This is a genomic window from Arthrobacter sp. 01T428 (assembly GCF_056398685.1).
The window spans coordinates 46,553-60,284 of the sequence record NZ_JBFTPW010000026.1 but is presented as its reverse complement, the minus strand read 5'-3'; the positions used below and the strand labels follow the sequence as shown (position 1 = coordinate 60,284).

At 64.5% G+C, this 13,732-nt stretch carries 12 protein-coding genes; 3 read left to right on the top strand and 9 right to left on the bottom strand.

What is annotated here, in order from left to right; translation table 11 throughout:
* Window positions 1-174 precede the first annotated feature (174 nt).
* Entirely contained in the window at window positions 175-1,116 is a 942-nt protein-coding gene (locus tag AC1DJB_RS20955; protein ID WP_307054897.1) for an aminodeoxychorismate lyase, read from the bottom strand.
* 109 nt (window positions 1,117-1,225) lie between these two features.
* On the opposite strand from AC1DJB_RS20955, the gene cls reads away from it, so the two are divergent.
* Window positions 1,226-2,698: a cardiolipin synthase gene (cls, locus tag AC1DJB_RS20950; RefSeq protein ID WP_476910789.1), complete on the top strand. Its 1,473-nt coding sequence runs from the start codon at window positions 1,226-1,228 to the stop codon at window positions 2,696-2,698.
* 4 nt (window positions 2,699-2,702) lie between these two features.
* Here cls and AC1DJB_RS20945 read toward each other — a convergent pair whose 3' ends face one another.
* Window positions 2,703-3,149 carry a MarR family winged helix-turn-helix transcriptional regulator gene (locus AC1DJB_RS20945; protein ID WP_284991254.1) on the bottom strand — a complete coding sequence of 149 codons (447 nt, stop codon included), beginning with the start codon at window positions 3,147-3,149 and terminating at the stop codon, window positions 2,703-2,705.
* Between the two features lie 112 nt (window positions 3,150-3,261).
* Here AC1DJB_RS20945 and AC1DJB_RS20940 point away from each other — a divergent pair, with 112 nt between their 5' ends.
* Entirely contained in the window at window positions 3,262-4,359 is a 1,098-nt protein-coding gene (locus AC1DJB_RS20940; protein ID WP_307054900.1) for an FAD-dependent oxidoreductase, read from the top strand.
* Window positions 4,360-4,380: 21 nt separating this feature from the next.
* Here AC1DJB_RS20940 and AC1DJB_RS20935 read toward each other — a convergent pair whose 3' ends face one another.
* Together AC1DJB_RS20935 and AC1DJB_RS20930 are read right to left on the bottom strand one after the other, a co-directional pair.
* Window positions 4,381-5,088, bottom strand: coding sequence for a hypothetical protein (locus tag AC1DJB_RS20935; RefSeq protein WP_476910788.1), 708 nt, complete (start codon window positions 5,086-5,088; stop codon window positions 4,381-4,383).
* Window positions 5,089-5,274: 186 nt separating this feature from the next.
* On the bottom strand, window positions 5,275-5,739 hold the full coding sequence (locus tag AC1DJB_RS20930) for a phage tail protein (RefSeq protein ID WP_441432956.1): 465 nt from the start codon (window positions 5,737-5,739) through the stop codon (window positions 5,275-5,277).
* A 136-nt stretch (window positions 5,740-5,875) separates the two neighbouring features.
* On the opposite strand from AC1DJB_RS20930, the gene AC1DJB_RS20925 reads away from it, so the two are divergent.
* A complete protein-coding gene (locus tag AC1DJB_RS20925; protein ID WP_441432955.1) occupies window positions 5,876-7,456 on the top strand; it encodes an NCS1 family nucleobase:cation symporter-1 in 1,581 nt (526 codons plus the stop codon).
* 3 nt (window positions 7,457-7,459) lie between these two features.
* Here AC1DJB_RS20925 and pabB read toward each other — a convergent pair whose 3' ends face one another.
* The 5 genes from pabB to uriH form a co-directional block, all read right to left on the bottom strand.
* Complete coding sequence (gene pabB / locus AC1DJB_RS20920) at window positions 7,460-9,538, bottom strand: aminodeoxychorismate synthase component I (RefSeq protein WP_441432954.1); 2,079 nt, start codon at window positions 9,536-9,538, stop codon at window positions 7,460-7,462.
* Window positions 9,535-10,095: a low molecular weight protein-tyrosine-phosphatase gene (locus AC1DJB_RS20915; protein ID WP_059389864.1), complete on the bottom strand. Its 561-nt coding sequence runs from the start codon at window positions 10,093-10,095 to the stop codon at window positions 9,535-9,537. The genes pabB and AC1DJB_RS20915 overlap by 4 nt, the downstream gene beginning before the upstream one ends.
* Before the next feature lie 93 nt (window positions 10,096-10,188).
* Window positions 10,189-11,133, bottom strand: coding sequence for a ribokinase (locus AC1DJB_RS20910; protein ID WP_441432953.1), 945 nt, complete (start codon window positions 11,131-11,133; stop codon window positions 10,189-10,191).
* The gene (gene uriT, locus AC1DJB_RS20905; protein WP_307054908.1) at window positions 11,130-12,557 is read right to left on the bottom strand and encodes a uridine transporter UriT; all 1,428 of its coding nucleotides are present in this window, start codon (window positions 12,555-12,557) and stop codon (window positions 11,130-11,132) included. The genes AC1DJB_RS20910 and uriT overlap by 4 nt, the downstream gene beginning before the upstream one ends.
* Window positions 12,558-13,589, bottom strand: coding sequence for a uridine-preferring nucleoside hydrolase UriH (gene uriH, locus AC1DJB_RS20900; protein ID WP_441432952.1), 1,032 nt, complete (start codon window positions 13,587-13,589; stop codon window positions 12,558-12,560).
* Window positions 13,590-13,732 lie beyond the last annotated feature (143 nt).

The window sequence follows — 13,732 nt, the reverse complement described above, 5'->3', positions numbered from 1 at the left end:
ATATCAGTCTGACACTGCAGTCGAACACAAGACCCGCCAGCACACCCACCACACCCGGACAGCACCCCAACGGAAAGCGGCCCCCGACACCAAAACCGGGAGCCGCTCACCACTGCCTCTTGACAACAGCTTCTACATATCAGTTGGGCAGGGGAGGCAGTTGGCGCGAAAACCCTACTCGATCCCCGCGAACAGCTCGTTCAGCTCGGCCGTCAGCTGTTTGCGCATTGCCGGCGTGCCAATCTCCCTGCCATCCACGTGGTTGACGGGCGCGATGAGCCGGATGCTCGAGATCAGCCACACCGCGTCCGCGTCGAACAGGTCTTCCGGGACCAGCGGGCCGTAGCCGAGCTCCCAGCCCGCTGCCTTCGCTTTGGAGAACAGCGCGTCCTGGGACGTGCCGGGCAGGATGCCGCTGTCCAGCTGCGGAGTGATGAGGCGCTTGACCGTGCGCACCGAGCCGGCGCCGTCGTCGACCGTTTCGACGTGGGCCAACAACACGGTCGACGTCGGGCCCTCCAGGACGCGGCCGTCCGTTGACGTGAAGATTGCGTCGTCCGCACCTTGCTTGTGCGCGTAGCGCAGCGCGGCCATGTTCACGGCGTAGGAGAGCGTCTTGGCGCCGAGCAGCAGCCAGGGGGCGCGGTCGCCCGCCTCCGTGTCAAAGCCACGGTCAAGAAGTACGACGTCGATGCCCGTCTCGCGCTGCCGGCGACTGCCCGCGGGGGACGGCGAAGCCTGGATCCAGCACGTGGGAGTCGAGGCCCCTTCCACCCCGCGCGTCACCAGCAGCTTGACCACTACCTCGTCTTCGGCCGGGCTCGGCGCGGGGAAGGCGTCCCGGAATTCGGTGATCGCGGTGTCGATCGCCCGGCGCCAGACGTCCTGTTCGGGAATGTTGAGGTCCAGTGCGCGGGCTGAGCTCTCTAGCCTGTTCAGGTGCGCTTGCACCTTGCGCGCACGGCCCTCGACGGCGAGCAGCGACTCGAAGACGCCGTCGCCCCGGGTGGCGCCCAGGTCGGTTGCCATGAGCTGTGGCTGGCTGGAATCGGCGACGCGGCCGTTTTCGAACGCTGGATCCAGGAAAACGAGGACCGTCGAGGCAGGTAAAGTCATGCTTCCAGCTTAGTGCTGGCCCACAGGACGAACAGTCGCGAGCGGTGCGCCAGATAGGCTGGGCTGACTGTTGGTTCTTTGACTAACTATTCGATCGTGGGGGTGTGGGGTGCTGTTTCCTTTTCAGTTCGGGGTTGAGTGGACCTGGCTCCTCAGCGCGTGGGCCGTCGTCGAGATTATCCTGAGGGTGGTGCTGCTGGGCGTCATCCCCGGTAACCGCCGCCCCACCACGGCCATGGCGTGGCTCCTGGCCGTCTTCCTCGTTCCCTCCGTCGGCTTCGTCCTGTTCCTGTTGTTCGGCAATTTCCGCTTGTCCCGCCGTCGTCGTGAACAGCAGGAGGAAGTCAACGATCGGGTGCGTGCAGGCACGTCGGCGCTCGCCGACGTCGTCAGCACGTACTCGGGACCCGAATGGGTGACGTCGGCCGGTGAACTGAACCGGCGGCTGGGATCCTTGCCGATGGTGGACGGCAACTCCATGGAGCTCTTCCCCGGCTACGAAGAGTCCATCAAAGCCATGGCGGAAGCGGTCAAGGGGGCCAAGAAGTTCGTCAACGCGGAGTTCTACATCATGAGCAGCGACTCAGTCACAGACGAACTGCTCACCGAGTTGGAAAAGGCAGCCGCGCGCGGCGTCAACGTCCGCCTTCTGTTCGACCACATCGGCACGCTGCGGATTCCCGGCTACCGAAAGCTGGTCCGCAGGCTCAAGCGCGGCCAGATCCAGTGGCGCCGCATGTTGCCGCTGTTGCCAATCCATGGCCAGTGGCGCCGTCCGGATTTGCGGAACCACCGGAAAATCCTGGTGATCGACGGCGAAATTGCCTTCACGGGTTCCCAGAACCTGATTGAGCCCTCCTACAACAACCCCAAGCACCGACGCGCCGGGCGCAAATGGGTGGAGCTTATGGCGCGGATGGAGGGGCCGATCGTTGCAACCCTCAACGTCGTCTTCGCCACCGACTGGCTGAGCGAAACCGACGAATCCCTCGAACATCAACTGCAAGTCGCGGTCCAGGCAACACCCGGCAGGATGACCGCACAGGTGGTTCCGAGCGGCCCGGGGTTCGTCACGGAAAACAACCTCCGCCTGTTCAATACGCTGATCTACTCGGCCCAGCACCGCATCTCGATCTGCAGCCCGTACTTCGTGCCCGACGATTCCCTGCTGTACGCCATCACGACGGCGGCCCAGCGTGGCGTCGACGTGGAACTTTTCGTCTCCGAGAAGGGCGACCAGTTCCTGGTCCACCATGCGCAGCGGTCCTACTACGAGGCGCTGCTGGAAGCCGGGGTACGGATCTACCTGTACCGCGCGCCGTACGTCCTGCACGCCAAGCACTTCACCATTGACGAAGAAGTGGCCGTCCTCGGTTCCAGCAACATGGACATGCGTTCCTTCTCGCTCAACATGGAGGTGTCCGTGATGCTCCTGGGCGCCGAAGCCGTGGACAGCATGCGCTCCGTGGAGTCGAGCTACAGGGAAATGTGCCGCGAGCTGACCCTGGAGGGCTGGTTGCACCGGCCGATGCTTGCCAAATACGTGGACAATGTAGCGCGGCTGACGGCGACCCTACAGTAGGGACTCAGTCCTCGCAGGCCTCGTCCGCAGGTTCGCCGTGGATCCTCGACAGCAATCCATGGAGTTGCTGGAGCTCATCAGCGGAGAATCCCGCAAAGGCCTCCTGCTCGACGTCGGCCACCGCAACTTCAATGGATGCCACCGCGCGTTTGCCTTCCGCGGTGATTTCTACGATATGACGACGGCGGTCCGCGGGGTCCCGGCGTCGTTCCGCCAGCCCTTGGCGCTCAAGGTCGTTCAGGACCGCTACTAGTCCGCTCGCGTCGATGGAGAGAGCATCGATCAGGCCCTGCTGACTGAGCGGGCCGGACTCGTCAAGCCGGCACAGCAGCACGGCATGCCTCGGGCTGAGCCCGGAGGAGTCCAGCGCTTGGCGGAGGCGCGTATTCATGATGCGCCCGTGACGCGCAAGGAGGAACCCCAGTTGCTTTCCCGCTGCCGAAGAACTCATCAGGAAAATCTTATCACTGAGGAAATTATTGATAACCAACAATCGTTGTCATTCATAAACGATCTGGGCGGCACAAGCCGCGCAGCGTGAGCTTTCTACCGAGGGAGTTGCCATGAATGACCAGGCTCAGCACCCCACTGTGGTGGTTATCGGCGGAGGCTACGGCGGGATTTCCGTAGCCAAGGCGTTGGACGAACACGCGACGGTTACCTTGGTGGAACCCAAGGACGCTTTCGTACACAACATTGCGGCCCTCCGATCTGTGGTCCAAACCGATTTCCTGCCGCGGATGTTCCTTCCCTATGACCGCCTGTTGGCGCATGGAGAGGTACTCCGGGACCGCGCTGTCCGGGTGGACGGGCACACGGTCGAGCTGGCTTCGGGTGCCAGCCTGGCGCCGGACTACCTTGTCCTCGCCAGCGGTTCCAGCTACCCCTTCCCGGCCAAAAGCGATCGAATGGTCACCAGCGACGCCATCGCCCGCTACCAAGCCGCACATGACGACCTCAAACGTGCAGACAGGGTGATGCTGCTGGGCGCCGGGGCGGTAGGCCTTGAGTTCGCAGGCGAGATCGCGGCGGCATGGCCGGAGAAGGACATCGTGATGGTAGATGTGGCGGCGGACATCCTTCCCGGGCCCTACGATCCACGGCTGCGGATTGAGGTCAACCGGCAGTTGGATGAACTCGGCGTACGCCGGATTCTGGGAAGCCCGTTGGTGCAGTTGCCTCCTGTTCCTGCGGGTGAATTTGCCACCTTTACCGTCAACACCGCGGACGGTACCGCCATCCAGGCGGACATTTGGTTCCGCTGCTATGGAATAGCCCCGCAGACGGACTATGTGGCGGGAGGCCTCCTTGCCGCGCGGAACGCCGAGGGATACCTTGACGTCACCCCCGAACTCCGCGTTGCGGGCTTCGAGAACGTCTACGCTTTGGGCGACATTTCGGCGATCGACGTGAACAAAGCGGGCGTCGCGGGTCGCGAGGCCGCAGTGGTTGCCAAGAACATCCAAGCCCAGATCGAAGGCTCCACGGATCTGGCCGCTTACACGCCGTCGAAGCCCGTCATCATCCTTCCGTTGGGACCGTCCGGCGGCTCGGGACAACTGCCCGACGGCGAGATCGCCAGCCCGGAGCTGATTTCCCAGATCAAGGGCCAACACATGATGATCGACCGCTATGTCGAAATGTTGAACCTCGGCGCTTGAGCTGTCCGCTTCCGCTGACTGCTAGCCGAGGACGGCGTTGACGAGTTTGACCAGTTCCGCCGCGGAGTCCGCGGTGACAGTGGCGCCCGTCTTGATCGCTGTGGCTCCGAGATTGCCTTTCACACCGGTCACGGTCAGTGTGGTCACCTTCTGGCCCGACGGCAGGACCTGGGTGCTCAATGCTCCCGTTGACTGGTCCCCGCTGGTCTTCTGCGGCAACGGCTGGGTCTGGGTAGTGACCTTCTGCCCGCCCACCTCGATCGTGAAGGTGGAACACTGCGCCAGGGCATCAGCGGATTTCTTCGTCTGGCCGGCCAGGACGGCGGGGTCCTTCACCGCCAGGGCGGTGATCACTGTGACGGACTTATCCGCCGCCGAAATGCTCTCCCCTGCCGCATACGTCGCACCGTCCGGGACTTGCGCGTTGGTGTTCGCCAACGCTGCGCACGCCGGGGGTGTGATGACGGCGGACGCGAGCATCTGCTTCGCCGCGATGATGCCTTGATCGAGCTGCGCGGCAGGCTCCACGGTCAAGGGCTTGCCCTGGTCATCCTTCAACTGCGCGACGATCGACGCAAGTTCCTCGTTGGTGTACGCCTTCGGTGTAGGAGTTGGTGTCGGTGTCGAGGAGGAAGCGGCGGCGTTGCCCGGATTTGCGGGACCTCCGCAGCCGGTCAACGCCAGTACGCCAGCAAAGAGAATCCCGAGCGGTGCGAGCATTTTTTTCATGTGTAGACCCCAATTTTTGTGGCGGCACGAACCTTCCCGGGGATAACCGGCACGGCCTTGCCTCAACCGCCCGGCCGGTCTTTCACCGCACCGGTAACAAGCGGCAATGAATAGGATGGTTGCCACGGTACACAATCAGTAGGCTTCCTAAATAGAGTGTGCCCTACTTGGATGCCGTGAGCCGGTTCAGTACTCGCCCTTGATCACGAAGTAGGAGCCGCGGATGACGCCTGCCAGCTTCGACTTCTGGCGAGCGAATTTGAAGCGTGACGCCAGTTCTTCCGGAATCTCCATGCCGTCCGAGAGCTTGAATCCGACAGCCCGCTTCCCGTCGGCCTCGATGCCGTACATAACGTTGACCGACAACCCGGACTCGTAGAAGACGTAGGCCATCCGCAAACCGTCGACGTCGAAGGCGGTTGCTTCCAGCGGGCGGGAGCTGATGACGATGTCACGCTCCTCCTTCAGGATGCGGCTCACGCGCTCGACGACTTCCGGAACCTCGCCGGCAGGGCTCACTGTGAAGACGTGGCCGTACTTGTTCCGGTAGTAGCGGCCCTCGTTGGCGCGCAACCCGGCAAGCGCCTCGGCAACGGGAGACGATTCCAGTCCGATGGTAGAGACATTCTCGAAGTCAACGATGTACGGCATGCACCCTCCTGGTAAGACGTAGTGGGACCAATGCTAGCGCTTGGCGTGCGGGCACTCCCAAGGGGGCTTTCCTTCGCGCCGCAATGGGGCGATTCTGGAATTCCAAGCATGTTTGGAAGCGTTCTTCGGAGGCGTCATGGCGCGGAAAAACGAGTCACCGGCTGTGCAGGCACCGCCCGAGCCGGGAGACGAATACCCTGAGAAAGTCCGGATCCTCGCCGAAGGCCGATTGGTCAGCGACAGGCTGTGGAACGCGGACCTCGCACCGGCCCGGCAACGCAACTGGAGGGTCCGCAGCCTCTTCGCCCTGTGGATGTGCGACGTCCACAGCATCGCCGGTTACACTTTCGCGGCCGGCCTGTTCATCACGGGACTGGTGGGCTGGCAAGTCTTCCTGGCCCTGGTCCTCGGCATTACGCTGGTCTACTTCCTCATGAACTTCGCCGGGACGGCCGGGCAGAAAACGGGCGTACCGTATCCGGTCTTGGCTCGGATGTCCTTCGGCCTGTTCGGCGCCAACCTGGCTGCCCTGATCCGGGCACTCATCGCCATCGCCTGGTACGGCATCCAGACCTGGCTCGCTTCGGAAGCCGTGCTGGTGCTGCTGTTTTCCGTATGGCCCCAGTTGACGTCGCTCGACGGTCCGGACGTGCCGCGCATCCTTGGCCTGACGCCCGTGGGCTGGGCGGCTTTCCTGGTCCTCTGGGCGGTCCAGCTGCTGGTCATCCGGCGCGGCATGGAGACGGTCCGGAAGTTCCAGGATTGGGCGGGCCCTGCAATCTGGGTGGCCATGTTCGCGCTCGCGATCTATATCCTGACGCAAGCGGGCAACAAGTTCAGCCTCTCGATCCCCGGCGTCGCGCCCTTGGACGGCCCGGCAGCCCTGACCCAGTTCTTCTCTGCCATCGCCCTCACAGTCACCTACTTTGCCGCGCTTCTCCTGAACTTTTGCGATTTCTCCCGGTTCGCACCAGACCGGAAGACCATCCTGCGCGGCAACTTCTGGGGCCTGCCCGTGAACTTCATCGCGTTCGCCCTGGTCACAGTGGTGGTCACAGCCGGTGCGGCGTCCTACTTCACCGCAGACCAGTACCGCGGGCAGGACATGTTCAAGGTCATCACCGATCCCGTGGCGATCGTCCAGGCGATCAAGAATCCGTGGATCACCATCATCGCCGCCGTGACGTTCGTGGTGGCCACGATCGGCATCAATGTGGTGGCCAACTTCGTTTCGGCCTCCTACGACCTCGCCAACGTGGCCCCGCACAGGATCGACTTCCGCCGCGGCGGCCTCATCAGCGCTGTGCTCGCAATCGTGATCCTGCCCTGGAACCTCTTCAGCAGTCCCGTAGTGATCGTGTACTTCCTGGGCGGACTCGGCGCGCTTCTCGGTCCGCTGTTCGGGGTCATCTTCACGGACTTCTTCCGCATCCGGCACCAGCGGTGCAAGGTCTCGGACCTGTACCACGAGGACGAGAAAGGCCTCTATTTCTACACCAAGGGCTGGAACCTCAAGGCCATTGCGGCGCTGGTCCCTGCCGCCGCCGTCGCAGGTGTTTTGGCCCTGGTCCCGGCCCTGCAGACATTCCTGCCGGGAGGCTCGGGCCTGGGCCCGTATTCATGGTTCGTGGGGGCCATCCTGGCCAGCCTGATTTACTACACGATCACCCGCAACGATCCCCGGACGGTCCGCGCCCGTACGGAGGAACACGACTGACGCTCAGATAGCGGGAAACTCCGCGCCCAGGGCGGAGAGCACGCCGAACGCCTTGGTCCGGATTTCCTCGTATTCGTCCTGGGGCGTCGAGTCCGCCGTGATGGCGCCCCCGACGCCGAGACTGAGCGTGCGTCCGCCGTTGCCGTCGGGACACATCACCAGGGTCCGGATCACGACGGCGAGATCGGTCGCCGCATTGAGCGAAAAGTACCCGATCGCGCCGGAGTAGACCCCGCGCGGTCCGGACTCCAAGCCGTCAAGGATGTCCATGGTGCTGATCTTCGGGGCGCCCGTCATGGAGCCGGCAGGGAACGCGGCCGCCACGGCCTCGGCCCGCGGTGCTCCAGGCCGCAGCCGGGCGTCGATGGTGCTCACCATCTGGTGCACCGTCGCGTAGCTTTCCACCGCGCACAACCGGCTGACGGTCACCGACCCCGGCACGGCGAAGTGGCTGAGGTCGTTGCGGAGCAAGTCCACGATCATGATGTTCTCGGCACGGTCCTTGAGCGAGGATTCAAGGCCACGCCGCAGCATTTCGTCGATGACCGGATCGTTGGCCCGCGCCCTGGTGCCCTTGATCGGCTCGGCCCGCATGCCGCCGTCGGAAGTAATCCGCAGGAAGCGTTCCGGCGAGGTACTCGCAACCGTCAGGTCACCGAACCGCAAGTAGCTCGCGAACGGCGCCGGGTTGCGCTTGCGCAGCGCGAGGTAGCTCTCCCACGGGTCCAGCCCGGGATCCGGGGCGGTCACCGTGGTGGTCAGGCAGACTTCGTACGTGTTGCCCTCGGCAATCTGGTGCTGGGCCTCGGTGATTTTGCTTTTGTACTCGTCCTCGGTGTCGCGGCTGGAGAACTCAAGCGCCATGGCGGAACTCCCGACGGCGGGATCCCCGGCCGAGTGCCTCGGCGCACTTTCGGGTGCCGACGCCGCGGACAGCACGGACTCACGGGCAAGCCCGAGCCAATCACCGGCGTCGGGAGCGTCGATGGCGAGCAGCCAGACCGCAGCCTCACGGTGGTCGATCACCACGGCCCGTCCGGCGAAAAGCAACGCCGCATCGGGAGTGCCGGCTTGGACATCGCTGCCACCGGTCTCCCGCTTCAGTTCGTAGCCGAGGTACCCCAGCCAACCGAGCGTGAATTCGCAGTCATAGCCTTCCGGTGCCCGCAAAGCCTTGCGGCCCCACACGGTGTCCAGCCAGCGGAAGAAGGGACCTGTGGTCACCGCGGTGGCGCATCCGGCGCTGAGGCGGGTGGTTCCGGAGCTGTGCATCACAGACTGACCGAAGGAGCCGCCGTCGTCCGCGAGGATACTGAAGCGGCTGCGTTCGGCGGCGTTGGAGGAACCGGCGTCGTCGACTGTGCCCCTGTTGGAGGCCGCATTGGAGGAATCGAGCCAGACGGCGTTGGCGGACCGGGCGTAGAGCGCTTGGAACAGGGCTGCGGCGTCCGGCGTGGCATCGATCCGTTCGGCCTTGAGCTGCAATCCGCGGCGTGCCGAGAGCTCGGGAGCCAGCACGGGGGAGAGCGCAGGGAGGTAGTTCAGCGCCTGCAGGGCATCGTCCGGGGCATTGCCGTCTGCCCGATTCAGTACCCTGACGTCAATGTGGTCGAGGACCTGGTCGGTCTCCAGCCATTCGTCCTCCTGCGCTGCCCAGCTGTCCCAGAACGGTTCGTAGCTGCTGCCGTCCCGGGCCATGGCACGGTGCCGGCGGTCGTCGTCGGGAGCGTCCACCCAGACCACGGCGTCCAGCATGGGCCGGGCGGCACTCGCGGCTGCACCGACGCCCTCGACGATGACGATTTCGGCAGGCAGGGTGACGTGGCTGCGGCCGTCGTAATGTTTCTCCCAGTCCCAACTGACCCACTCGGCGGCGTCGCCGCGCCGCAACGGTGCCAAGACCGTGGTGACGTACCGCTCGATACCCGCGGCGAGGCCGTTCCAGCCCGGATAGATATCTTCGAGATGGAACAACGACACCTTGTGATGCATGCGGAGGCGGGCGGCTAGTTCGACGGCGAGAGTGGTCTTTCCCGCGCCGGACCGGCCATCGATGGCGATGATCACGGGTGCTGGGGTCATGAAATAGAGCGTACCTGCTGCGGGTCGTGGTGCTGTCCGTGCTGCCTGGCGGCGAGGGCGTCCCGGGTGTGCGCGACGATCCCGGGGACGGCCGCGCGGATGAGGTCCCAGGTCACGTCGAAATCGTGGTGGCCCCCATACCAAGGATCCTCGATGCCCAGGTCCAGGGTGCTCCGGCCGGCAACGGCTGGGTCGAAACTGCGCAGCATCCGGATCTTGGCGAGGGTTTCCGAATCCGGCGCGGCCTCGTGCAGCCAGCCATAGTGATCCACGTCGAGCGCCAAAATCAGGTCCCGCTCCCGGAACCACTCCTGGCGCCAACTCCTGGCAATGTGGCCTTCGGAGCGGATGCGGTGGGCCGAAAGGACGCGGGCTGCGCGTGGATCGATGGGATGTCCGGCCTCATAGGATGTAGTCCCCGCGGAGTCCACAACAACCGCTCCACCAAGCCCTCCGGCGTCGAACGCTTCAGTCAACATCAGTTGCGCCATGGGTGAGCGGCAGATGTTTCCCGTGCAGACGGTGATGATGCGGTATGGGCTCGACGCTGAGTACATGGAGCAAGCATGGGGGATGCCACCCCGTCTTGGCTAGTCAAAAGGAGGGTGAGATTACAGGATTTGTAAAGTCGCTGGTGGAGGCGTAATGAGTCACGAAATCCGCAAGTGCTCCAGGACTTCCTCGGCGCCGGGGTAGGCGGCCTGGGTGCCCTTCTTGGTAGTGGCGAGCGCTGCGGCAACCGATGCGAACGCCGCGGCTTCCGCCAAGGTGACACCTGCGGCGAGGCGGGCAGCCACGGCGCCGGTGAAGGCGTCCCCCGCACCGGTCGTATCCACGGCACTGACCTTGGTGGGTGCGATGCGCGAGATCTGTTCCCCGGACGCGGCGAGTGAATCCAACACCACCGAGCCATGCGAGCCAAGGGTAACGAGCACCCGCTCCAGCCCCCGCTCCGCGAACTGGCTCCGGACCGGCTCCCACGCGCTCGCGTGCGCGCCCGGATGGGGCATCTCGGCGTCGCCCAGGAACATCGAGGCTTCGTGGGCGTTGACCAGCAGGACATCGCTCAAGGCGGCCAGGCTCTGCGGGATCTCGGCGTACGGCGAGAGGTTCAACAGGACTGTTGCGCCGGCGTCGTGCGCTGTTTTGGCGGCAGCCTCCACGGTCTCAAGGCTGACTTCCAGGCAGAGGCAGAGCACCGCGGCGTCGTCGAAGGCGTCCGCCGGCACGTCCGCCGGGGCGAGCGTTCCGTTGGCGCCGGCCGAAATGATGATGTTGTTCTCACCATTCGCGTCCACCGCGATGACCGCGACGCCGGTGGCATCATCCGCGGAACGGCGGACGCGGGAAACGTCCACGCCGGCCCCTTCCGTGGAGGTGAGCAGCATGTCGCCGTTGGAGTCGTTTCCAACAGCGCCGATCAGGGTCACCGTGCCGCCCAGCTTGCTCGCCGCGACGGCCTGGTTGGCGCTCTTGCCGCCGGGATTGACCGCGAAGCCGTTGCCGTGGACGGTTTCGCCCGGGAGCGGGAGCCGCTCGCAATAGATGGTCAGGTCCGCGTTCAAGGACCCGACGACCACGATCCTGCGGTTCACTTTTCAACCTCGGCTTCGAGCGGCTTGGGGATGAGCAGCGACGCCGCGAAGGCGGCAACCGTGATGGCCAGGCCGACGACAACGACCGTCAAGTACGAGGCCTTGGCGTCGCCGAGCGCCGAGGTGGCCACAAGGACGGCCGGCAACACGAGGAAGCTCAGGCCGGCGCCGAGGTTGAAGGCTCCGGCGTTCATGCCGGGCAGGAAGCCGGGGTTGCCGGCGGGGGAGAGGACAACTCCGAGTCCGTTGAGCATGATGTTGACCGTACCGGCGTACATGATGCCGAGCAAGGCCGTTCCCACGATCATGAGGGGCAGGCTGCTGAGTCCGAGGAACGCGATGACTGCAAGGGCCACGATGCTTCCCAGCATGCCGATGCGCAGGACTTTGGTGTAGCCGAGCACGGGAGCGAGCCGGCCGCTGATCGGTCCGAACACCCAGCCGAGGAGGGCGTACGGCGTGAGGATCATGAGCGACATCTCGGTGGGTCCAACCCCGAATCCCGGGGCCGCAGCCTGGACGTAGGCAGGGACGATGCCGTTGATGACTGCGAAGATACCGGTCATGGCGAGCGTGGTGGTCAGCAGTGGTGCCCAGGTGGAACGCTGGCGAAGGTGGATCGTTTCCACCATGGGCTTCTTGGAGCGCTTCTCGACTGTCCAGAAGGCGGCGAACGCGGCTGCGGCGACCACGATCAGCCCGATGGCCAGCATGAGCGTTCCGGAAGAGAAAGCGCCGACCAGCTTGGATCCCTCGTTCAGGGCTGTCAGGAGTGCGCCCACAGCGATGACAATGAAGAACACGCCAAGCCAGTCCATTCCGGTACCGGCGGCGGGCTTGCTTTCCCCTGCAAGGATGGCGATCAACGCCGTGGCCACGATAGCAAGGCCAACCATGAGCCAGAAGATGCTCCGGAATCCGAAGTGCTCGGCGAAGTAGCCGCCCACGAAGGAGTCGACGCCGGCGACGCCGCCATTGACCGCTGTGATGAGGCCCATGAGGGCTCCGTACTTGCGCGGGTTGTTGACCGCGGAGCGCAGCATGATGAGGCACAGCGGCACGGTGGGACCGCTGACGCCCTGGATGATGCGGCCCACGAAGAGCCAGGTAACGTCGGGCGCCATGGCCGCGATGACCGAGCCGACGGCCATGAGCAGCATCATGCCGAGGAGGATCTTCTTACGGCCGACGATGTCGCTCAGGCGCGGCAGGAAGAGCGAGAACAGGGCTGCGGCCGTGAAGAACCAGGTTTGGGAGAGGCCGATGACCGCCTGGTCCGTGTGGAGCTCGTTGCCCATGGTGACCAGGGCCGGACTGAGCATCGATGCGTTGAGCTGGAACGCCACGCAGGCCGCCAGCAGGGCAACCATGAGGGCGGTGACGTTGCCGCGGTTGGTCTTGGTTTCGTTGATGAGGGTGGTCATTTACTTGGCCTCTCCTGCGATGCCGGCGGCGGCGGGCGTGGCGGCGGTGGTGGCGGCAGCGCCGGTTGCGGGATCGCCGATGCGGACGATCGCGTCGGTGACGAGGTTCCAGAACTTCTCGTGGTCGAGGTCGACCGCGACGGAGGTGTTGCAGTCGGCCGGTGCGGGGGCGCGGAAATCGGCCACAGTCATTCCAAGGGTGAGCTTGCCCTGCAGTTCGATGTCAACGGGTACCTTGCGGGTGGTCATCACGGTGGGGTCGATGACGTAGGCCACGGCGCAGGGATCGTGTACCGGGGGATAGTCAAAGCCCTGGGCGTCCTTATAGGTCTTGGTGAAGAACTCCATCAGTTCCATGACGAACTTGGCAGGCTTGGTGCCCACAGCGGCGATCTTCTCGACTACTTCCGGGGTGGCCAGGGCCTGGTGTGTGAGGTCCAAACCGACCATCACTACGGGCCATTTTTCGTTGAAGACGATGTGCGCGGCCTCGGGGTCGATGATGATGTTGAATTCCGCCACGGCGCTCCAGTTTCCTACGTGGTAGCCGCCGCCCATGAGGACGACTTCCTTGACGCGTTCAACGATGCGCGGCTCCTTGCGGGCGGCCATGGCGATGTTGGTGAGTCCCGCCGTGGGGACCAGGGTCACGGTGCCCGGCTCGTGCGCCATGATCGTCTCGATGATGAGGTCGACGGCGTGGCGCGGGTCCAGCTCGATGGTGGACTGGGGCTGCTCGGGGCCGTCCATACCGGTTTCGCCGTGGATGTCCGGTGCGGTTTCGATGCAGCGGACCAGCGGACGGTCGCAGCCGGCGGCAAAGGGAACACCCGTGATGCCTGCGATGGTGCCCACGGACAGGGCGTTGCGGGTGACCTTCTCGAGGGTCTGGTTGCCGACCACCGTGGTGACGGCGAGCAGTTCGATGTCCGGGTTGCCATGGGCCAGCAGCAGGGCAACGGCGTCGTCATGCCCGGGATCGCAATCCAGGATGATCTTCTTGCGTTCACGGGTCATGGTGTTGGGATCCATGTTCATCTCCACGTCATTGGGGCCTGCCGAGGCAGGGCGCTAAAGCATTCAGGGGAATTCTGGCACTGGCTTGCCGGTCACGTCAAGCGCTTAACGCTGATGGCGTCAAGCGCTTGATGCCTTGCGGCGTGGGAAGGGGCCGA

Coding starts and splice junctions, on each gene's coding strand:
- AC1DJB_RS20925 (WP_441432955.1), top strand. CDS start 5,876: ATGGCGCGGAAAAACGAGTCACCGGCTGTGCAGGCACCGCCCGAGCCG.
- AC1DJB_RS20955 (WP_307054897.1), bottom strand. CDS start 1,116: ATGACTTTACCTGCCTCGACGGTCCTCGTTTTCCTGGATCCAGCGTTC.
- AC1DJB_RS20940 (WP_307054900.1), top strand. CDS start 3,262: ATGAATGACCAGGCTCAGCACCCCACTGTGGTGGTTATCGGCGGAGGC.
- uriH (WP_441432952.1), bottom strand. CDS start 13,589: ATGGATCCCAACACCATGACCCGTGAACGCAAGAAGATCATCCTGGAT.
- AC1DJB_RS20945 (WP_284991254.1), bottom strand. CDS start 3,149: ATGAGTTCTTCGGCAGCGGGAAAGCAACTGGGGTTCCTCCTTGCGCGT.
- uriT (WP_307054908.1), bottom strand. CDS start 12,557: ATGACCACCCTCATCAACGAAACCAAGACCAACCGCGGCAACGTCACC.
- pabB (WP_441432954.1), bottom strand. CDS start 9,538: ATGACCCCAGCACCCGTGATCATCGCCATCGATGGCCGGTCCGGCGCG.
- AC1DJB_RS20930 (WP_441432956.1), bottom strand. CDS start 5,739: ATGCCGTACATCGTTGACTTCGAGAATGTCTCTACCATCGGACTGGAA.
- AC1DJB_RS20935 (WP_476910788.1), bottom strand. CDS start 5,088: ATGAAAAAAATGCTCGCACCGCTCGGGATTCTCTTTGCTGGCGTACTG.
- AC1DJB_RS20915 (WP_059389864.1), bottom strand. CDS start 10,095: ATGTACTCAGCGTCGAGCCCATACCGCATCATCACCGTCTGCACGGGA.